Genomic DNA, 22,138 nt, shown 5'->3' with positions numbered 1-22,138 from the left:
TGAATTTTTCAGTGAAGGACGGGAAAGAAATGGTCAGATTCCTTGGTGTTATTATCGGTTCTATTATTATTGCGGTTGCCTTTAATCTTTTCCTTATCCCCCACAAAATTTTAAGTAGTGGAATTGGCGGAATTGCTATTATTTTAGGAATTGTAACCCCTGTAAACACAGGCATTATTAACTTTGTATTAAACTTACCTATCCTTATTTTAGGGTACATAGGTCTTGGAAAAAAAGTAATTTTTAACACAGTTGTCTCTGTAGTTGTATTATCTGTTGCATTATACTACGTTCCAGTAAAAGTCGTAGCAACAGATCCATTGTTATCTTCTATCTTCGGAGGTGTCATCGCCGGAGCTGGTATTGGTCTTGTTTTTAACTGTAATGGATCCACTGGTGGATTTGATATTATCGGTATGCTTTTATCCCGCAAGCGAGACATTAAACTTGGCGGATTCCTTATTATTTTAAATGCAGTCGTTGTAATAATCGCAGGATTCTTCTTCACCTGGGATGTTGCACTTACAAGCTTACTTTCAATTTATGTAACTGGTAAAGTAATTGATGCTGTTCATACAAAACATCGTAAAGTTACACTTATGATTGTAACAAATGAAGCAGAAAAAATGAAAAAACAACTTCTTTCAACTGTTGTACGTGGAATAACGTTACTTGATGGCGAAGGTGCTTATTCAAGCGAGAAAAAGCGTGTACTTATGACCGTCGTTTCTCGTGAAGAATTAGCAAGTATGAAACTAACAATTTCTGAAATCGACCCGAATGCATTCGTTAATATTACAGAAACTGTAGAAGTATTAGGACTTTTCAGAAGAAGTTAAAGACTAGGTGGGAATCCACCTAGTCTTTATTTTGCATAAATTCAATTCGGTTTCCAAATGGATCTGACACGTAAAATCGAATTACATCTGGCCGTGCATAATCATCAATCACTTTAACACCTTGCTCTATAAGTGTTTGCTTAAATTCATTAATTTCATTCACATAAAAAGCTGGATGAGCCTTTTTAGCTGGTGTAAAGTTCCGCTCCACACCAATATGGATTTCTTGATTTCCGTATTTAAACCAACATCCACCTCGTTTTTTCAACTTTTCTGGCTTTGGAATTTCTTCCATACCAATTGTATTCCCATAAAAATCACGCGCCTCTTCTTCACACCCTACAGGTGCAGCTACTTGCACGTGATTAATCCCTTGAATATAATTTTTCATTTTCTCTCCCCCTCCTCTACCCTAATGTTATACGGAAAACAGCCGTCTGTAACTTACAAGAGGTTTATAAAACAATATAAGCTCCCCTTATTAACATCCTGCATTCACCTTGCAAAAAATAAAAAAAACAAAATTTATTCTATAACTTCCATTTTTTATAGAAATACACATTACATCTATATTATAGTTATGAATAGACAAATCTTTTTAGATGCTATTTGTACGGAGGAACTATTATGAGTCGTAAAAAATATTCACCAACTCAAAAAAAACGTCATCCGAACATTTCTAGACGTTTGCGAAACCATATACAAGATCGTTCATTAACAGAAATGTACGCATCTCTGTTCGAACACAATCCTGATAGTATTATTTCATTAAATTTAGAAGGAGTTATTCTACATATAAATCCTTCTGCCGAAAGAATATTAGGTTACACTTCTTTAGAATTAGAACAGAAAAATATTACCTCTATTTTAGAAGCCCATATTTCTGAGCAAGTATTACAAAATATAAAGAATACTGAAGCGGATAATCAACAAGAGTATATCTTATCTATTTATCATAAAAATGGATTCTTATTAGATGTTGTGACAAAACTAGTTCCTATTTTTGTTCAAAATCGTCTTACTGGCGTATATGCTATTATGAAGCCGCTTGAAAAATCAGAAAGAATTGAGAATATGCTAAAAGAAAGTGAGAAGAGATTACGTACATTAGTAAACTCCATGCCTGCCTTTGTTATATTTAAAGATCATGAAGGGCGCTGGCTTGAGGCAAATGACTACGCACTTTCTTGCTTCAATTTCCATCATGTACCTTACCATGGGAAAAAAGATAGCGAACTCATTCAATATAATGAAGCATACCGAGAAGCTTTTTTACATTGTGAAGAAATTGATGAACTAGCATGGCAACAAAGACAAATTCTTCATGGCGAGGAATTTATTATACATAGAGATGATTTCGATCTAATCTTAAGTATATCAAAAGTCCCGCTTTATCATCCTGACGGTTCTCGCAAAGGTCTTATCGTGATGGGGAGAGATGTTACTGAGCTAAAAGAAACTGAAAAGTTATTACGAAAATCTGAGAAGCTCGCAGTAGTCGGACAACTGACAGCTGGAATTGCCCATGAAATTCGAAATCCACTCACTTCTCTAAAAGGTTTTCTAACGTTGCTCCTCCCTGAAATAAATGAGGAGCAAAAATGGTATATCGATGTTATGTTAAGTGAGATTTCACAAATGGAATCCATCACAAGTCAATTTATGGCGATGTCTAAGCCACAAGTATTATCTATCCAAACTTGTAACATACAAACTTTAATTGAAGAGGTAGTTACATTTATTTTACCGACTGCAATTATGCATAGCGTTCATATCATCATGGATCATTTTGATTACGTATATGATATTCAATGTGACGGTAACCAATTAAAACAAGTTTTTATAAACATATTAAAAAATGCGATAGAAGCGATGCCAAATGGCGGAAATATTTTCATTCAAACAAAACCATTAGAGGATAATTTCATCTTAATACGAATTATCGATGAAGGTTGTGGCATTCCAGAAGATCGTATCTCCCGTCTAGGCGAACCTTTTTATAGTTTAAAAGAAAAAGGCACAGGACTAGGATTAATGATGTGTTACAAAATAATTGAAGAACATCATGGTAAATTACACATTTCAAGCGAATTAAATAAAGGTACGATTGTTGATATTGAGCTACCACTTTCTTCATCTCATCTTGCAATCCAGTCTTAAATAAAAAAGAAGCATCTGCTAATCGTTAGCAGATGCTTCTTTTTTAAAATGCTTTGTCATACCACTCTTTTGCTTTTTCTACTTCACCCATCGTTAATTGATGCCCTTGATTTTCCCAATGTATTGTTACATTCGCGTTTGCATTTTCTAATAGTACCTTCAATTCCTCGGACTCTGCTGATGAACAAATTGGGTCATTTGTCCCAGCAGCAATAAACACAGATTTCCCTGCTAAATTTGCTAATTGCATTCCTCTTCTTGGTACCATTGGGTGATGAAGCACAGCACCTTTCAATGCATTTTCGTAATGGAATAATAAGCTTGCTGCGATATTTGCCCCATTCGAATAACCGATAGCTACAATGTTATTTCTATCGAATTTATATTCTTTAGCCGCTTCATCTAAAAATTCATTTAATTCCTTCGTACGGAAAATTAAATCCTCTTCATCAAAAATGCCTTCTGCTAATCGGCGGAAGAAACGCGGCATCCCATTCTCTAACACATTTCCCCTAACGCTTAATACCGACGCTTCCGGATCAACTATTTCTGCAAGTGATAGTAAATCTAATTCATTACCACCTGTGCCATGAAGTAATAACAACACTGGTTTTGACGTATCTTTTCCTTTTTGAAAAACATGTTTCATCATAATCCTTTTCCCCCTTCAATCACTTTAATCTAAATTTCTCACTTCAAATGGTAAAAGCGTTTGTTCAATCTGTTTTCTATGTTGTTCATATTGTTCCGGTAACTTTAATTCCTCACCCATCGTCTCTAACGATTCATCATGAGCGAAACCAGGAGGATCTGTTGCAATTTCAAATAAGATTTCACCATGTTCTCTAAAATAAATCGCGTTAAAATAATTTCGGTCTTGTACAGGAGTTACGTGATATCCAAAACGAGTCATATGCTCTTTCCAGTCTAGCTGATCTGCATCGTCACTCGCTCTCCAAGCAATATGATGAACTGTGCCAACGCCCATTTGGCCACGACCGATTGTTGATAATTTCAAATCAATAATATTTCCAATGTCAGCAGAAGAACGGAATCGAACAAATTCACCCTCTTCTCCAATTTTCTCAAGACCCATAATATGTTCTAACAATTCAGCTGTTTTTTGAGGCTGTGCAGATAAAAGAACAGCACCTCCAAACCCTTTAATTGCTACTTCTGGTGTAACTTCTCCAAAACTCCAATTATTTAATTCGCCTTCTTCTCTTTCAACTAATTCTATATGCAAACCATGCGGATCATCAAATTCTAAATACTGTTCTCCAAAACGAGTCATTTTTGTATACGAAACATCGAATTTTTCTAATCTATTTTCCCAAAACTCCATTGCACCTTTTGGTACAACGTAAGACGTAATTCCTACTTGACCATCTCCAATAATACCTTGACGAGCACCTGCCCATGGGAAAAACGTAATAATTGTTCCAGGCTTTCCTCCTTCATTTCCAAAATAAAGATGGTACGTACCTGGATCATCAAAATTCACTGTTTGTTTCACTAAACGTAACCCCAATACACCAGCATAAAAATCTACATTTTCTTGTGGATGTCCTACGATTGCTGTAATGTGGTGAATTCCCATCGTTTTCTTTGTCATTTTCTCCGCCCCTTTTTATTTCATTTTAAAAACTTTTATTCATTAAAATTCATTATTCATTTTGTCCATACTGAAAAGTAAAATCCGTCATTATAATCTTATCTCGAATTCGAGATATTAATTATAATATCACACTTGAATGTCTACTTTATCAAAATCATCTCAAATTCGAGATAATTCTCAAAAAATATTTACTCTATTTAAAATCTGTATTCGTAACATAAATTATCTTGAACTCAAATTTATTATAAGTTACTTACTTTTAGTTGTAAACGAATTCCGTATTTTCATTTTAAATAAAAAGAGAGTAAACGCCAGTTTCGTCTACTCTCTTCGCTAATTATTTCGTTTCCTCTTCCAGCACTGCTTCCATCTCATTAAATTCACGATGAACTGCCTTAACGGGTTCTTTCGTTAATAAACTTACAACGATAACAGTTAATAAACTACAGAAGAATCCAGGTACCATTTCATACATAGTCGCTTTTAAACTTGGAATTTGTACCCATGCTATAACAACTACTGCACCAACAATCATACCTGCAAGAACGCCCCACTTATTCGTCCTTTTCCAATATAAACTTAATAAAATAGCTGGTCCGAATGCTGAACCAAATCCAGCCCAGGCATAACCTACAAGTGTTAAAATTGTATCACTTGGATGATACGCTAAAACAACTGCGATCATAGCTACTACTAATACTGATAATCTACCGATAAATACAAGTTCTCTGTCACTTGCGTTACGACGGAAAAATGTTTTATAAAAGTCTTCCGTTACTGCACTTGAAATAACAAGTAATTGTGAGGAAATACTACTCATAATCGAAGCCAAAATAGCTGATAATAAAAATCCTGTAATGTATGGATGGAATAAAATATTTGAGAATGTTACAAAGACCATTTCTGGGTCTTGTAATGTCGCATTATTTTTAGCATAATAAGCGATACCAATTAGACCAGTAAGCATTGCACCTATAATTGAAATCGTCATCCAACCGATACCGATTCTACGAGAAGTTTTTAAATCTTTAATAGAGGTAATTGCCATAAAGCGGACAATAATATGTGGTTGACCAAAATACCCAAGACCCCATGCTAAAAATGAAATAATACCAAGTATTGTAGTCCCTTTAAACATATCTAAATGTGATGCATCAACTTGCTTAATCGTATTGAATGTTTCTGTTACACCACCGACATCCGTAAAAGCAACAATTGGCACTAGTACAAGCGCAATAAACATAATACACCCTTGCACAAAGTCCGTCCAACTTACGGCTAGAAAACCACCAAATAGTGTATACGCAACAACGACACCCACTGTTACAAATAAACCAATTTTATAATCCAGGTTAAAAGAATTTTCAAACAAACGTCCACCTGAAACTAAACCAGCCGACGCATAAAATGTGAAAAATACTAAAATGACGATAGCGGAGACAAAACGAAGTATTTTCGTACGATCTTTAAACCGATTTTCTAAAAAGTCTGGAATCGTAATTGAATCATTTGCCACTTCTGTATACGTTCGTAAACGCGGGGCAATGATTAAATAGTTTGCATAAGCACCTATTAATAAACCTATCGCAATCCATACACTTGATAATCCTGTTGCATACATCGCACCAGGTAATCCCATTAGCATCCAACCACTCATGTCAGAAGCACCAGCTGATAAAGCTGTAACTGCTGGACCGAGTCCTCTTCCGCCTAACATATAATCTGATAAATCGGATGTCTTCTTATAAGACCAATATCCGATATACAACATACCTGCCATATAAATAGCAAGCGAAACCATAATTTCAATCTTCACCAAATCTCTCCCTTAGCCCATAAGCCATTCAAAATTTCGAAAAATGACTTTTTCTATTTTCTTGTATTCGCTTATGGTTCCCTACCTTAACAAACATTTTTTGTTCTTTCAAGTGAACGAGCACTTTTCATTACATGTGAAAACCTTTATAAACGCCTTTATCCCAGTGGATTACAATGATTTTTCAAGAAATTTAAGTAAAAATATTCAGAAAATTAAACAATGTTTTTTTCACACCTTATTTTCATTCGTTTACCCGATAAATTTTAAAAGAAAAAGCCATACAAATGTATGACTTTTAGCTTATTGACATCTCAATTTTCTCTTTCTCTACATATACTTTACGAAATTTCATATAGCATCCAATACGCCAGGGTACTATATAACAAACCGCAAGAGTGTAGAAAAGAATGCCAATTGACTTTGGATCTAAACCTTGTAAATGTCTTCTAAAATAAGCACGTAAAAGAACGATAACTAAAAATGTAGCAATAAAAGCGATACTTTTTTTCGCATAAATTTGGCCATCTTCTCTAACTTCATACCCACTTAAAATAATAAGTGGAATTGACAATAACAGACCGATCCCAGCAGCTATACCAATTTGCCAACCAACAAGTTGTATCGGTGCAGCATATAAAGAAAAACCTGGTAATAAGAAGAATAATGGCAATAGTAATCGTCTTCCTTTATTTTTAATTGGTCGATTCATAGAACGCATGCGTCTAAATATAACGAGCCCTATGACGAGTAAAAAAATTGTAATACTGTACGAACCTTGCTGCAAGTGAATCTCTCCCTAAAAATAGTCATTTTTAAAAACACTTCCCTATTATACTCCTAATTTTTCCAAACAATATGATTATTCCTCTGAAAAATCTTACATATCAAATATACTTTTAGATTTGATTTACTATAGGAAACAATTCCGAAAGAGGAACTACTCTCCCCATCTCGTCTTTAAACACAATATGCTCTCTAGTTAAATGGCGCGGGCTCTTTACTCCCGCTGCCGCTGCTAATGAAAATAAACTATATCTCATACTAATAATATAATTCATGACTCGCCACTTCTTCTCATACGGATCTAACGCTTTTTGATAATGCGGATTCGTCGTGGCTACACCAGATGGACATTGGCCAGAATTACATTGAAGGGCCATAATACAGCCGCTTGCCATCATAAATCCGCGGGCTGAACTTACAGCATCCGCTCCAATCGCTAAAGCAATCGCCACTTTATCTGGTGTGATTAATTTCCCCGATGCAAACACTTTGAATTTGTCCCGAACACCATAATGATTCGCTGTATCAATACATGTCAGTAACGCTGGAATAAGCGGCATTCCCATACTATCTGCCATCGATTTATACGTCGCTCCTGATCCACCTTCTGAACCATCAATTGTAATGAAATCTGGATAGATATTTAACTCTTTCATCGTTTTAAATAAATCTTCCAAAGGCTCCTGCTGACCAATTACAATTTTCATTCCAACTGGTTTACCGCCGCTTTCTTGCAACTGTTGAATAAAACAAAGTGTATCCGTTGCATTCTTTAAAAATGAAAATCGATTCGGTGAATTAATCGTCTCTCCCTTTCTGACGTTGCGAACAGAAGCAATTTTCTCATTTACTTTTTGTCCCTCTAGATGACCACCACGTATTTTAGCACCTTGCCCAAATTTCAATTCGAATGCTCTAATATTACTTTCTTTTGCTTTCTCCCTGAATTTTCCCATTGAAAAATTACCGTCCTCATCGCGGTATCCAAATAACCCTGGACCAATTTGCGCAAGGATATTTGCTCCTGTATGTAAATGTTCTGGAATAACGCCACCTTCACCAGTATTAATCCACGATCCGCCTGCCATTTTTGCTCCAAAACCACTCGCTAAAATATAATTTTCTCCAATCGCGCCGTAAGAAGTCGCAGATGCACCAAACATACCATGTAGCTTCCACGGATATTTACGGTTCTCACCGACTATAATTGCATCATCTTCTTCGTACAGCCAAAGATTCGTTGTATCCGCTGTCAATTTTTCTCTTCTTGAAAATAACCCTTCTTTATGAATCACGTACTTTTTACCTTCTCGCTCTTGCGTGAGATTCACACTTAATTCCTCAGTCAATATCGGAAATAATGTATTAGCAATATAATAGCCAGAAGCTTCAAAATCTCGTTTTGATCCAAAACCAAGTATTTCAGAGCGATATTTCGCTAAAAACATAACACTTTGAAAATCATAACGTGAGAAAGGCTTTCCATCCGTATCATGATCAAACCAATATTGTCGAAATTCAGGCCCTATCTTTTCCAGTAAGTAGCGCATTCTTCCTAAGTATGGATGTAACTTTAAAATAGAATGATGTGTTCGTTTTTTTATAAAAAATGTAATGATAAAAAAGACGATTAAAAGCAACATTAAAAATAGTAATATACTAATAATAACGAGTAGCGTTTCACTCATCCCGCTTCCCCCTATAAAATCCCATAATAAAAGGAGAACACTCGATGTGTTCTCCTTTTATCTTTATTCATACTAACGTAACAAGATGCTCTTTCGCGTCATATTCAACTAAACTTTCAGCATGTTTAATTCGATGAACAAAGTCTGGATTAGCAATTAACGGTCTGCCGAATGCCACTACATCAATCGTTCCTTCTTGCAACGCTTCTTCGGCCTCTTTCGGATTTAAATTACCAACCCCAACAATTGTACCATCCCAATATTTTCTTACTAGTTGATGAAAATTCTTTCCGTCAGCAATTCCTTGCGTATAATTCATCGTTGAAGGATGGATCATCGTTAATCCAACTTCTTTGAACATATTTACGAACGTTTCAATTGCAAGCTCAGGATTTTCCCACATATAAGTAGGATTATCACCTTTGAAAGCAGAGAAGCGAAGAAGTGTTTTATTAGCTCCAACAGCTTCTATTACAGCAGCCGTTACTTCTTTCATAAACGTTAACCTTTGTTTTAAATTACCGCCATATTTATCTGTTCGCTTATTCGCAGACTCATACGTAAATTGATCAATTAAATATCCGTGTGCACCGTGAATTTCTACTCCATCAAATCCAGCTTCGATTGCATTTTTCGCAGCTTGTGCGTATTGACCAATCACTTCTTGTATTTCTTCTAACGTCATTGCTTCTGGCGTATCAAACGGTTTACGAAAACGTGGAACATTTCCCTCTGCAGCGATAGCAGATGGTGCTTGCGGCATTTGTCCACCAATTATTTCATGATGACTCATACGCCCAACATGCCATATTTGAGCAATAATCGTCCCGCCTTCTTTATGTACTGCCTCTGTAACAGGTTTCCAAGAATCGATTTGTTCTTGTGTATAAATTCCTGGTACTCCTGGATTCCCTTTCGCTCTTGGACTAATGACAATTCCTTCTGTAATAATTAATCCAACTCCGTCAGCAGCACGCTTTCTATAGTATTCCACTACATCAGCACCCACTGCTCCAGTCTCATTATCTGCAAAGCATCTTGTCATTGGTGCCATTGCTATACGATTACGAAGAGACCAAGCTCCAATTTGAATTGGATCAAACAACTTTGTTTCTTCAACGTTTTCAAAAGATCCCCCAGCGTTTACATTTGTTCCTTCATAAATACTCGCTGCTTTATTACTTGAACTTGTCATCTTTCTTCCCCCTAAAAAATCTTACTATAATCGCATCATACTTACTTTTAGATAGTAACGTCAATTTTTACGACTTTACAATAAAAAATTCGAATATAAAAAAAAATAAAATGCTATAAATAATATTAAAAAGGTTTCCTTAGAAGGAAACCTTTTTTGTTGAACATATATGGTTGTCAATTCATTTATCTCTTTAATATAAAAAATACCTTATCAATAGAAGTGAATATGGTTCAGTATTCTTCTAAAAATAATAACTTATATACCTAAAACAATGAAAGCCCTACCTCTCTTTCATCCTTACGGCTCCTCGTCCGTGCCAGTGTGAATCAGGATTGCAAAAATCAAGTAACTATTTTATCGAAGTATTCAATTAAACTTCGAACATTCATAAATGAAATTAAAAAATAAAAATGGATTTGATTGTAGTAATAACAATAGAGGTAATGCTCTAAAAGTGGTGTGAAAGAGTTGAATGTCTTTGAAATGATAAATTTTCTATAATTATGTTCCCAAAAAATTCAAGATCTTTTTTGGGATATAATACATTATTTGTAATGAACCTTAACAAAAGCTTTTTATCTGATTTTCTGTGATACCTTCAATTAATCCCAGCTCACTAATCAAAAATTCATATGCGTTATCTAACATCTTCTTTTCGCTTGCATTAAGTGCTTTTTCTTTCTGTATACGCATTAAATCACGCACAACTTCAGCACCTTCTTGCATTTTACCCGTCTTTATTTTATCAGTGTTCAATTTATACCTTTGTTTCCACGTAAGTAATCTATCTGACTCCCCATGTTGAAAAATATCCATTATGTGTACTAATGCGGTTATATCCGTAACTGGTCGTATATTCGAATTCGATATTCTCCCTGCTGGAATCATTAGTTCCATATTACTAGCCGACATTTTTATAACATAATACTGTTGTTTTTCTCCTGAGATTTCCTTCTCTTCTATGGCTTTAATTATACCTGCTCCCTGCATTGGATAAACAATGTTATCGCCAATTTGAAACAAATAATCCACCTCCATATATGGTAACCTTCTCAAGCTTAACATACTTTTAGTTTTTTAGCAAAAATTTTATTTTATCATAAAATTATTTTACAAGTCAACACTTCAGAAGCAAGAAATTAAATTTACACAATACACTATAACAACCCGCAATTTTATTAACGGTTCCATACACATTCATTCTCTTTTAACATAAAAACACATTACTACTTTTGAGTAGTAATGTGTTTTTGATAATGCATAGATAAAGATCTACTTTTCCGTCTATATACTAACCCGCTTACTAATTGTTTCCCTCGCTAAAAGAAAACTCATAATTACTTGCGCAGCTACTCGGCTCGTCATATCCCTAAAATCAAGAGTTGGATCAATCTCTACTATATCCATTCCTTGAACGAGCGGTTCTTTACCCAGGAATTCAATCGCATCTAGTAAAGTCGTACTATCCATTCCACCAGGCCCAATTGCTGGACAACCTGGTGCAAACGCTTGGTCTAGTACATCCATATCAAGAGAAATATAAATAGAAGTCACACCTTGTTTTCTTAATACTTCAATACTTTCCGTGATAATATCTTTTATTTCTCGCTCTCGTACGTCTTTCATTGTATACACTGTTACGCCATGCTCTATTGCATATTCATGGTACGCACGTGCGTTAGAAAAATTACGAATTCCAATTTGAACAAGTTGTTTCCCTGTAATGACATCATTTTCTAATAAACTACGGAATGGTGTACCATTTGACGGGCCTCCACCATCTAAATTACGTAAATCATGATGAGCATCAAATTGAATAATCCCGACCTTTCCTTTACTGTTTGTAAAGCCTGTTATACTCGGAAAACTAATCGAGTGGTCACCACCAAGAACGATTGGTATCATGTTCGGATTTACTTTCGTTACATGACCAACTGTTTTCGCAATTCGGTTATGACTTTCTTTTATATCCGTCACATGCATCGTGATATCGCCGCAATCATATAAGACACTTTCTTTCATATCGTGTTCTTCTGTAATTGCGTACGTACTATATGCATCTAACATCGCACGAATTGTTTTTGGAGCAAAACTTGCTCCTGAATGACTAATAGATGGCTTAGAAAGGGGTGCTCCAATTAAGGCAGCACCGAATATTTCTACGCCTTCCTCCCAATCTTTAATTATCTCACTCCATTTTGTCACTTCACGATCAATAAACTTTGCATTCTTCTTTAAATAGTGGCCGTGCTCCACGATTGTTCACCTCTTGTATATGCAATATTACCATTCTTCCATACTGTATTCACATGACTTACGCCGTAATGATACGGTACGTAAGCATAATTATAAGCATCCCATAAAACTAAATCTGCCTTACGACCAACTCTAATTTTCCCAGCTACATCACCACGGTTAATGGCATATGATGAGTTAACCGTTACGGCATTCCACACTTCTTCTGGTGTCATTTTCAGTTTTAGCATCGCAATGCTCATAATAAGCTGAATATTTTCAGTTGGACAGCTACCTGGGTTAAAGTCTGTAGCTAACGCAACTGCAACACCTTCATCAATCATTTTACGACCACGAGCAAAGCTTTCTTTATTTAAATAGAAAGTTGTTCCTGGTAATAATGTTGCTACTGTATTCGAGTTTGCAAGCATTTCAATCCCTTTATCAGAAGCGCCAACTAAATGGTCCGCTGATGCTGCACCAATTTCTGCCGCTGCTTCCGCACCACCAAGAGGGTCTATTTCATCCGCATGAATTTTCACATCAAAGCCAAGCTCTTTCGCTTTTAATAAAAACTCTTTTGATTCTTCGACAGAGAACACACCTGTTTCACAGAAAATATCAACGAACTCCGCTAATTGCTTCTCTTTCATTTCTGGCAATAAGTCTAACATCCATTGTAAAAATTCTTTCGATCTACCTTTATATTCTTTCGGAACTGCATGAGCACCTAAAAATGTGGAAACTAAATCGATCGGATGCTCTTTTTGTAATTGTGCTGTTGCCTCTAATTGTTTCCATTCCGTCTCATCATCTAATCCGTAACCGCTCTTCGCTTCTACAGTAGTAACTCCGAAAGATAGCATACGGTCTAAATGGAATTTCGCTTTTTGAACAAGTTCTTCCTTCGACGCCTGTTTCGTTGCATTTACAGTTGAAAGAATACCTCCGCCTTGTTCTAAAATTTCTAAGTACGGAACTCCTTGTAATTTTAGTGCGATTTCATTTTCGCGAGATCCACCAAATACAAGATGAGTATGCGGATCAACAAGACCAGGAGAAACCATTTTCCCGCCGCAATCAATAACTTCTTTCGCCTGAAGTCCTTTCGCTTCTTCCGCTGTTCCAACGAAAGTGATTACATCATTTTCAATTCCAACCACACCGTTTTCGATAACAGGAAGCATGTTCATCGCTTCCCGCCTTAACAAGCCATCTTCTTGATCCATTGTTAGTAATTGACCGATATTTATTAGTAAAGTGTCCAGCATGTTTTCTCCCCCTTATTTCATCATTGGAATGTTAACGCCTTTTTCTTTCGCAGTTTCCACTGCTAAGTCATATCCTGCATCAACGTGACGAACAACACCCATACCAGGGTCAGAAGTTAATACGCGCTCAATACGTTTTGCTGCTGCTTCTGTTCCATCTGCAACAATAACCATTCCAGCGTGAAGTGAATAACCCATACCAACGCCGCCACCGTGGTGAACAGATACCCAACTCGCACCGTTTACACTATTAATTAATGCATTTAAAATTGGCCAGTCTGCTACTGCATCACTACCGTCTTTCATCGCTTCTGTTTCACGGTTTGGAGATGCTACTGAACCGCAATCTAAATGGTCACGACCAATAACGATCGGTGCTGATAATTCACCATTTGCCACCATTTCATTAATGATGCGGCCAAACTTCGCACGCTCACCGTAACCTAGCCAACAAATACGTGATGGAAGCCCTTGGAACTCCACTTGTTGACGCGCCATACGAATCCAGTTACATAAATGCTCATTGTCAGCGAATTCTCGTAAAATTACTTCATCTGTTTTATAAATATCTTCTGGATCACCAGAAAGAGCTACCCAGCGGAATGGTCCTTTTCCTTCACAGAATAATGGACGAATAAATGCTGGAACAAATCCTGGGAAATCGAAAGCATTTTTCAAACCTTCATCGAAAGCAACTTGGCGAATGTTATTTCCATAATCAAATGTAATTGCGCCTTTTTCTTGCATCGCAAGCATTGCTTCTACGTGCTTTGTCATACTTTCTTTTGATAATTGTACGTAACGTTCTGGGTCTTCTTCACGAAGTTTCGCTGCCTCTTCTAACGTATAACCTACTGGAATATAACCGTTTAATGGATCATGAGCAGATGTTTGGTCCGTAACTAAGTCAGGGATAATATTACGATTTACTAACTCAGGTAAAATTTCTGCTGCATTACCTAATAATCCAATTGAAATAGGCTCTTTCTTCTCTTTATACTCGTTTGCAATAGCCAATGCTTCTTCTAATGATTCTGTATACTTATCACAATATCTCTTTTCAATACGACGATCGATGCTGCGCTTATCTACATCAATAGCAATGACAACACCGCCATTCATCGTTACAGCAAGAGGTTGTGCACCACCCATACCACCTAAACCAGCAGTAAGTGTTAATGTACCTTTTAATGAACCATCGAAATGTTGACGAGCTGCCTCACCAAATGTTTCATATGTTCCTTGTAGAATCCCTTGTGTTCCAATGTAAATCCAGCTACCAGCTGTCATTTGTCCGTACATCATAAGTCCTTTTTTCTCTAGTTCTCGGAAGTGATCCCAATTCGCCCATTTTGGTACTAAGTTTGAGTTCGCTAACAGAACGCGCGGTGCATCTTCATGTGATTTAAAAATGGCAACTGGTTTTCCTGATTGAACAAGTAACGTTTCATCGCTTTCTAACGTTTTTAATGAATCTACAATTGCATTGTAGCTTTCCCAGTTACGAGCTGCACGGCCAATTCCGCCATATACAACTAATTCTTCTGGTTTTTCAGCAACTTCAGGATCTAAATTGTTCATTAACATACGAAGTGCAGCTTCTTGCACCCACCCTTTCGTTTGTAACTCTGTACCTCTTGGCGCGCGAATTGTTTGTTGTACTTTTTCCATTTCAATCTCTCCCTTTTCTCATTTTATAGTGCTGCGTTTACATCTAATCTTTCTTTTATCGAATAATTCGTTTTTAACCAATGCGCAATATTTTCAATATCCGTTGAGAATATACGGTCATTTGTAATAGAAGGTACTTGCTGACGACCTTGATGGTAGAAGCTCTTCGTCACTGTACTCATGTTTTCAATACCACGATATTCTGCTGCTTGCATTGCACAAATCATCTCAATTGAAAGAACACGTCTTGCATTTTGAATAATTTGATGTGCATGGCGTGAAGCAATTGTTCCCATACTTACATGATCTTCTTGGTTAGCTGACGACGGGATTGAATCTACACTCGCTGGATGTGCTAACGTTTTATTCTCAGAAACAAGTGATGCTGCTGCATACTGCATAATCATTGCACCAGACTGAAGTCCTGGTTCTGGACTTAAAAATGGAGGTAAATCATTTAATTGCGGATTTACTAAACGCTCAATACGACGCTCCGAAATATTTGCAAGTTCCGCCATTCCTACTTTTAAGAAGTCCATCGCAAACGCAATCGGTTGACCATGGAAATTCCCGCCCGAAATTACTTTTTCTCCGCCATCAAAGATTAGCGGATTATCCGTTGCTGCATTCATTTCAATTTCTAATTTTTCTTTCACATAATTCAAAACTTGCCAAGAAGCACCGTGTACTTGCGGGATACAGCGAAGTGAATAGGCATCCTGTACACGTAGTTCTCCTTGTTTTGTTGTTAACTTACTATCATGAAGAATGTCACGAATTCTGCTTGCTACATCTACTTGCTCTTTATAACCACGTGCTTTATGAACATTTTCATCAAATGCATCAATAATGCCTTGTAACCCTTCAATTGTCATCGAAGCAATTAGTTCAGCTTGATACGCCGTTGCTTCTGCCTCTATATAAGAAAGAACTCCTTGTGCTGTCATCGCCTGCGTACCATTAATTAACGCAAGACCTTCTTTCGCTTCAAGTTCAATTGGCTCAAGCCCTTCTTCTGTAAGAGCAACCATTGCATGAACGCGTTTCCCTTTATAGAACACTTCACCTTCGCCTAATAATACGAGAGCGAGATGAGATAAAGGTGCTAAATCTCCACTTGCACCAAGTGAACCTTGTTGCGGGACAACTGGGTGAATTTTACGATTTACAAACTCAAGAAGCATATTTACAACAAGCGGTCTAACACCAGATACTCCTTTAAGCATCGTGTTCGCTCGTAAAATTAACATACCGCGTGATACTTCTTCAGGGAATGGATCGCCTATACCGCATGCATGTGACTGAATTAAATTGTGTTGAAGTGCCTTTACATCATCTTTTTGAATAAGCACATCACTGAACTTTCCAAATCCAGTTGTAATACCATAAACGACTTTTCCGTCCTCGACAATTTTCTCAACAACTTCGCGGCACTCCGCCACCTTTTGCATACTAGTTGGACAGGCTGTTACACCTTCCCCTTCAAGTAACAATCTCTTCATTTCTTCAATTGTCAATGTGTGTCCTGTTAACGTAATCATTCTTTTTTTCCTCCTTAAAAAGGCAAAAGGGGACCTTATCTTTTTAAGACAGACTTCTGTCCTAAAAAAGTAAGGCCCCCTTCTAACTAATAGACTATGGGCAAATCATATGTGATTAATTCCTAAACCAATCGCCTCATGCTCAGATCCTTTTACAGGTGCACCAATCGTTCCATATAGCGCAACAGCAACCCATTCGCCTTCTTTTTTTCCGTCGTATGGTCTACCGCGCACAATCGCAAATCGAAGTCCTACTGTACGAAGAACGTCTGCTAACTGAATTTGACCTCTCGTCACTCCGTACAATGCTTCCATAATTGCATGATAAAGTGCATGTGTTTCTCTGTAAACATCTGTTTCAATAACTTGGTTGCTCTTAGCCGCTGTTTCCATTGCTGCTACAACTTTTTGCGAATTCATCGAACCCACTTTCCCCGTACAATACTTCCAACCTTTTGGAATAGATAATACAGGGCTTTCATTCTCATGCGCAAGTGCCAACAACATGGCCATACGACCAATTCGATGTGTTCCTTGGAGAAGCATGTGACTCTCTCATTTCTTTTAATTATTTGAATATTTCTTAATTTAAGAATATATGAAAACGGTTAAATCGTCAATAGTTTAAACTCACATTCAAACATTTTTTTCATCTCCTCCATTTGTGTACACAAATGATTTACACAAATTTTTCAGACGTGCTATAGTCTCACTAACAGATGCAAAGGGGCGATATTTCAATGACGAAGCGAAAAGATATTCATTTTCGAATTGAAGAAAAATTACTTGAAAGGTTTGAATCTGCACTTCAATATGAAGGTTTAAAGAAAACCGACGTATTAACACATGCGATTCAGCAATTTTGCACGAAGGTGGAATGTGAAAAAATGAATGATGTAAAACGGCAATATAGCGTCAGTAACAATTTACAAACACGTATCGATACGCATAAACATTACGAAGAAAAACAAGTGAATTTAGATGAAATCGTTATTGAACATTTACAACTTCAAGGGGAAGAAAGCATATTAGAGGTTGGGTGCGCTAGTGGAAAATTCCTTTCCCTTTTACAAACAAATGGTCATAAAGGCCCATTAACCGGGTTGGATCAATCCGAAGCTATGCTTGCTCAAGCTGCTAAGACGAATAACTTAATAGAATGGAAACGAGGGGATGCTAATAAACTTCCTTTTGAAACAAATTGTTATGACCTAATAATTGCAAGACATATGTTATACCATGTGAAAGACGTTGAAACAACAATTCAAGGATTACATAAAGTAATTCGTCCCGGCGGCTCACTTTTAGCTACAACAAATTCTAACGATACACTACCTCGTATAATTGAAATGTGTAACCGCATGTTAGACGCATTTGATTTACCGAAAACAACATCATCAGTCACTCCATTTTGTTTAGAAAACGGTAAAGAGATATTACAATCCGTTTTTCCAACTGTTGAAGAAACAGTTATTCATAAGGCGCTCGTTTTTCATCATGCTACCCCAATAGTAAACTATATTTCTAGCATGTTTCCATCGCTAAATATACCCGATAATATGTATCTTCAAGCCGAGATGAAAGAATGGCTAACAGAAGAAATCAACAAGGAATTATCTCTCCATAACGGTATATGGCGCGATCCAAAAACGTTAGTAATTTATCGGTGTAAAAAAGAAAAAAGCTAGCATTTGCTAGCTTTTACACGTTTTCTCGTAAAAGTTTCTCCATTACTACATTACCTTTACCACAATAAAAATTTGTATTATGTTCGTCTGCCACTCCAAAATAAGAGGCAATCACTATTCCAAATGCTACAAATGCATGCCCCTGTGCTGTAATAATATTTGAATGTTTCACAACTTCTTCATACACAAAATTTTTTACTGGAAAACAATCGAATTTTTGATAATCTATAGTCGCAGTATAAGAAATCCCCTTAAATAAGCCTGCTTTTGCTAGCGCATACGGTCCAGCGCAAATTGCCGCCACTAATTTTTCTTGTTCATGAAATTGCCGAATGATTGAAAAAAGAGTTTTTGCATCTTTTAACTGTACTTCTTCTCCACCTGGAATAAGTATCCCCTCATACTCATCTACACGTACTTCACTTACTTCTATATGCGGCTGCACTTGCAACCCAGTTTCACTTATAACCAATTCCTTAGTTAAACCTACTGTAATGATGTCATATTTCTTTTTCAGCAATGCTGTAGCTACCGTTATTTCAAACTCCGCAAATGTTGGATATACGAATAAAAGTATTTTTTTCATAACGCTTTCTCCTTCAACCATCTCATAAAATATGCCTCTAATTCGTCCACTGTTAATCTATTCGTGTCCAAATAAGTTACAGGAAATTGTCTATACCAATCTTTTTCCGTTTCTACTAATTTAAATTGCTCATCAAATGTACTTCGTTTTCTTGTCCTATCGTTATTTTTTCTATCATATACATTCTTTTTCGTCACATCTAAATAAAAAATAGCATCTGAACGACATTCTCTTAATTTATATAATTCATCTTTCAATCCAGTTTCTATATCCCACTCTTTCCCTATAATCATTGGATAAAAAAGTGTATAAAATTCAATATCTTCAGGTCCACGATCAAAAATAACAACTGAATCTTTCACATTTTGAAACTCCTTTATTTTTACTTCGATAAACATTTTTTGATTTATGATAAACCCTTCTTTTGAATTCACATCCAAATTTAATTGCTTTCGCTTTTCTACAATTGGATAAGGATTTTCATATATAACCGAATATCCTCTCTCTTCTAATCTTTTAGCCAATGTTGTTTTTCCGCTTGCCATCGGCCCTTGCAGTGAAATTACGTATGCCATGCCTCTCATTCCCTTACACTTTAGTACACCTATAATATACAGAAATTTGAAAACTCTCAACATTATATATATCATCTTGTTTCTTATTCTTATCTAACTTATAATGAAAAATAGAGATTATGACGGACGCATCAATAATGTAAGCTTGGAAATCCAAGCTTACATTATTTTTTGCTTTCCCTTTTCTAATAAAAAGAGTATACTAGATCGGAACGTATGTTCTTAATAATTACATACAGTAAGGAGATAGAACAATGGTATACGACACAAAAGCAATTTCTTGGAATGAATCTTTAAAACAACTTCAACGCCGCTATACAAACAAACAAGTTGACCGAAAAGAATTTGAGGATATTGAACTGATGGAATTCTTCCGCGATAACGACTACATTTCTTTACCTACACATATAAGCGGCCTATCAAAAACACGTTTTACTTCTTACTCTATTTTCACAACTGAAGATAAAGATCGTAAAGTTGGCACACTTATTATTGAGTATGTTGAAGACGATAATAATAATTTATGTGTTGAACAACTATACTTCGTTTAAACTATAACGCTTGGTCAAAATGACCAAGCGTTCTTGCTTTCTATTAATCTCACTGTATATAATATGAATAAAAGAAAACCGTAATCATTAAGGGGGGATATGCTTGCTCGAAGGATGGTTCAGTTGGTTCATTGTATTGTGGACGGTTATTTTATTAGGACTTATGTCTATCGGTGGATACTTTATGTTCAGAAAATTTTTAAAACGATTACCAAAAGAAGACGGCATGTCCATTTTGGATTGGGAAGAACACTACATAAATAAAACGAGACATTTATGGGCTGACGAACAAAAACAATTGTTAGAAGAGCTTGTAAGTCCTGTTCCAGAACTATTTCGCGATGTTGCAAAATCAAAAATCGCTGGCAAAATTGGGGAACTTGCATTACAAGAAAATGCCTCTCAAATTACACAAGACTTAATTATTAAAGGATATATCATTGCCACACCAAAGCGTGATCATAAATTTTTAATTAAAAAACTACAAGAAAAAAAGATTGATTATTCTAACTATCAATCTTTACTCGCAAAGTAACTTCATATTATTTTCGATAAAAAAGACAGCGCCTTTGACGCTGTCTTTTTATTTGGTACATATACAGTTTTTAAGTTAGCTTCATATCTTTTTCATTATAAAAACCATCTTCTTTTTCCATTTCCTTCTGTAATTTCGTAAAGGAACGATACATTGCAATTCTCCATGACACAATCATCGCAAACGCAAGTAAGAAGAACATGCCACTAAGTTGTCCTAAATCAAGAGATTGGCTTAAGTATGTTTTAAATACAATCCGCACTACAAGTAATCCAATTAATATAAAAACAAAGGCTTTTGAACGCTTCAAATAAATCTCTTGTCCTCTAATTTCAAATTTAGATGTTTTAATAAGAAAAATAGAGAAAATCAAACCGACACCAATTGCTTCTAACATTTCTGCTGGAGTTAATCGAAATTCAGGAAAAACATACATCAATGCGCCCGTACTCATAAAAAATGGTGGAAGTATAATTTTTTTCAATGTTGCAGGTTTCTTAGCTGCTTTTAAACGAATAAACATCGCACCGACAGCCATACAAACAGCAACGATACTGGATAAAACAACTATGTTCATATTTTCTCATCCTTTTTTGTGGCTATATGCAAAATATACTTTCATTATATGCTTTTCCGTTAGTATTTCCAACATTTTCGCAGAATAATACTAAAAACCGGTAAAACCACCAAATAAACTTGAGAAATATACGATAATTTTCGTCATCCAGTTAAAGTATAAGAAGACACCCATAACAATCATAATATATCCTCCGATTTTCATGAAGGCCATACTATTTCTTTTAATCCAAGACATTTTCGTAATAAAGAATGACAGTACGAAAAACGGGATAGCAAATCCAAGTATGTAAGCAATCATGTAAATCATTGCAGATTCTGGGTTTGTTGCTGCTAATCCAATTACGGACACTAGAATTGGTCCGGTACATGGCGTCCATCCTGCTGCAAAGGCTAATCCAATTAGTACTGATCCAAAATAGCCACTTGGACGATTTTTAAATGTAAATTTACGGTCTTGCATTAAAAATTTCGGCTTAAACACCCCGACAATAATTAAGCCGAACACGATGATAAAGATACCACCTAACTGTCTGATTAAATCTTTATAGTCAGTAAAGATTCCTCCAATAAAACTTGTACCAAATCCAATTGCAATAAATATAATTGAAAATCCAAGTAAGAAAAACGCTGTATGTATCATACTTCTTTTGCGAAGCATTGCATTTTCTTCTTTCAATTCAGAAACCGACATACCTGTTATGTACGATAAAAATGCCGGATAAAGCGGTAAGCAACATGGGGAAATAAATGATAAGAACCCGGCGCCAAACGCTAAAAAAATACTAATATCTTGCATCATTC

At 36.0% G+C, this 22,138-nt stretch carries 22 protein-coding genes; 5 read left to right on the top strand and 17 right to left on the bottom strand.

Annotated elements, in window-relative coordinates; all coding sequences use genetic code 11:
- Positions 1-29 precede the first annotated feature (29 nt).
- Complete coding sequence (locus ASE54_RS08520; protein WP_000251344.1) at positions 30-839, top strand: YitT family protein; 810 nt, start codon at positions 30-32, stop codon at positions 837-839.
- Positions 840-858: 19 nt separating this feature from the next.
- On the opposite strand, the gene ASE54_RS08515 is transcribed toward ASE54_RS08520, so the two are convergent.
- Positions 859-1,230: a VOC family protein gene (locus tag ASE54_RS08515; RefSeq protein ID WP_000800780.1), complete on the bottom strand. Its 372-nt coding sequence runs from the start codon at positions 1,228-1,230 to the stop codon at positions 859-861.
- A 236-nt stretch (positions 1,231-1,466) separates the two neighbouring features.
- Between ASE54_RS08515 and ASE54_RS08510 the strand changes: the two genes are divergently transcribed.
- Positions 1,467-2,999 carry a BA3702 family sensor histidine kinase gene (locus ASE54_RS08510; protein WP_000087650.1) on the top strand — a complete coding sequence of 511 codons (1,533 nt, stop codon included), beginning with the start codon at positions 1,467-1,469 and terminating at the stop codon, positions 2,997-2,999.
- Between the two features lie 43 nt (positions 3,000-3,042).
- Here ASE54_RS08510 and ASE54_RS08505 read toward each other — a convergent pair whose 3' ends face one another.
- From ASE54_RS08505 to hutP, 12 genes are all read right to left on the bottom strand, one after another.
- A complete protein-coding gene (locus tag ASE54_RS08505; protein ID WP_000975495.1) occupies positions 3,043-3,651 on the bottom strand; it encodes an alpha/beta hydrolase in 609 nt (202 codons plus the stop codon).
- Between the two features lie 24 nt (positions 3,652-3,675).
- Entirely contained in the window at positions 3,676-4,614 is a 939-nt protein-coding gene (locus ASE54_RS08500) for a ring-cleaving dioxygenase (protein WP_000163260.1), read from the bottom strand.
- Positions 4,615-4,954: 340 nt separating this feature from the next.
- Positions 4,955-6,433 (bottom strand): sodium/proline symporter PutP, encoded by a 1,479-nt coding sequence (putP, locus tag ASE54_RS08495; RefSeq protein WP_000687593.1) that lies wholly within the window; start codon positions 6,431-6,433, stop codon positions 4,955-4,957.
- A 298-nt stretch (positions 6,434-6,731) separates the two neighbouring features.
- Positions 6,732-7,220, bottom strand: a complete 489-nt coding sequence (locus ASE54_RS08490) for a cytochrome c biogenesis protein CcdC (RefSeq protein WP_001183916.1) — start codon at positions 7,218-7,220, stop codon at positions 6,732-6,734.
- A 112-nt stretch (positions 7,221-7,332) separates the two neighbouring features.
- A complete protein-coding gene (locus ASE54_RS08485) occupies positions 7,333-8,907 on the bottom strand; it encodes an FMN-binding glutamate synthase family protein (RefSeq protein ID WP_000005159.1) in 1,575 nt (524 codons plus the stop codon).
- Positions 8,908-8,974: 67 nt separating this feature from the next.
- On the bottom strand, positions 8,975-10,102 hold the full coding sequence (locus ASE54_RS08480) for an alkene reductase (protein WP_000204597.1): 1,128 nt from the start codon (positions 10,100-10,102) through the stop codon (positions 8,975-8,977).
- A gap of 564 nt (positions 10,103-10,666) precedes the next feature.
- Positions 10,667-11,128, bottom strand: coding sequence for a CarD family transcriptional regulator (locus ASE54_RS08475; protein ID WP_170264802.1), 462 nt, complete (start codon positions 11,126-11,128; stop codon positions 10,667-10,669).
- A 261-nt stretch (positions 11,129-11,389) separates the two neighbouring features.
- Entirely contained in the window at positions 11,390-12,361 is a 972-nt protein-coding gene (hutG, locus tag ASE54_RS08470) for a formimidoylglutamase (protein ID WP_000399815.1), read from the bottom strand.
- Entirely contained in the window at positions 12,340-13,611 is a 1,272-nt protein-coding gene (gene hutI, locus ASE54_RS08465; protein ID WP_000887515.1) for an imidazolonepropionase, read from the bottom strand. The genes hutG and hutI overlap by 22 nt, the downstream gene beginning before the upstream one ends.
- Positions 13,612-13,623: 12 nt before the next feature.
- On the bottom strand, positions 13,624-15,282 hold the full coding sequence (gene hutU / locus ASE54_RS08460) for a urocanate hydratase (RefSeq protein WP_000416938.1): 1,659 nt from the start codon (positions 15,280-15,282) through the stop codon (positions 13,624-13,626).
- A 23-nt stretch (positions 15,283-15,305) separates the two neighbouring features.
- A complete protein-coding gene (gene hutH / locus ASE54_RS08455) occupies positions 15,306-16,823 on the bottom strand; it encodes a histidine ammonia-lyase (protein WP_000631844.1) in 1,518 nt (505 codons plus the stop codon).
- A 105-nt stretch (positions 16,824-16,928) separates the two neighbouring features.
- Positions 16,929-17,369 carry a hut operon transcriptional regulator HutP gene (gene hutP / locus ASE54_RS08450; RefSeq protein WP_000926524.1) on the bottom strand — a complete coding sequence of 147 codons (441 nt, stop codon included), beginning with the start codon at positions 17,367-17,369 and terminating at the stop codon, positions 16,929-16,931.
- A gap of 194 nt (positions 17,370-17,563) precedes the next feature.
- Here hutP and ASE54_RS08445 point away from each other — a divergent pair, with 194 nt between their 5' ends.
- Positions 17,564-18,511, top strand: coding sequence for a class I SAM-dependent methyltransferase (locus ASE54_RS08445; protein ID WP_000166774.1), 948 nt, complete (start codon positions 17,564-17,566; stop codon positions 18,509-18,511).
- 13 nt (positions 18,512-18,524) lie between these two features.
- Here the strand turns inward: ASE54_RS08445 and ASE54_RS08440 are convergent, their stop codons facing one another.
- Both ASE54_RS08440 and ASE54_RS08435 read right to left on the bottom strand, forming a co-directional pair.
- A complete protein-coding gene (locus ASE54_RS08440; RefSeq protein ID WP_000722190.1) occupies positions 18,525-19,097 on the bottom strand; it encodes a DJ-1/PfpI family protein in 573 nt (190 codons plus the stop codon).
- Complete coding sequence (locus ASE54_RS08435; RefSeq protein WP_000332115.1) at positions 19,094-19,672, bottom strand: AAA family ATPase; 579 nt, start codon at positions 19,670-19,672, stop codon at positions 19,094-19,096. Before ASE54_RS08435 ends, ASE54_RS08440 begins: the two co-directional genes overlap by 4 nt.
- Before the next feature lie 254 nt (positions 19,673-19,926).
- Between ASE54_RS08435 and ASE54_RS08430 the strand changes: the two genes are divergently transcribed.
- Both ASE54_RS08430 and ASE54_RS08425 read left to right on the top strand, forming a co-directional pair.
- Entirely contained in the window at positions 19,927-20,223 is a 297-nt protein-coding gene (locus tag ASE54_RS08430) for a hypothetical protein (protein ID WP_000262400.1), read from the top strand.
- Between the two features lie 103 nt (positions 20,224-20,326).
- Entirely contained in the window at positions 20,327-20,758 is a 432-nt protein-coding gene (locus tag ASE54_RS08425) for a DUF2621 domain-containing protein (protein WP_000889371.1), read from the top strand.
- A 70-nt stretch (positions 20,759-20,828) separates the two neighbouring features.
- On the opposite strand, the gene ASE54_RS08420 is transcribed toward ASE54_RS08425, so the two are convergent.
- Complete coding sequence (locus tag ASE54_RS08420) at positions 20,829-21,335, bottom strand: cytochrome c biogenesis protein CcdC (RefSeq protein WP_001028640.1); 507 nt, start codon at positions 21,333-21,335, stop codon at positions 20,829-20,831.
- Between the two features lie 90 nt (positions 21,336-21,425).
- Complete coding sequence (gene ccdA, locus ASE54_RS08415; protein ID WP_001152674.1) at positions 21,426-22,133, bottom strand: cytochrome c-type biogenesis protein CcdA; 708 nt, start codon at positions 22,131-22,133, stop codon at positions 21,426-21,428.
- Positions 22,134-22,138 lie beyond the last annotated feature (5 nt).

The organism is Bacillus sp. Root131 (genome assembly GCF_001429475.1).
Classification (GTDB): domain Bacteria; phylum Bacillota; class Bacilli; order Bacillales; family Bacillaceae_G; genus Bacillus_A; species Bacillus_A thuringiensis_S.
Note: the sequence above shows the minus strand (reverse complement) of the source record. Positions and strands in the feature narration are given on the sequence as shown.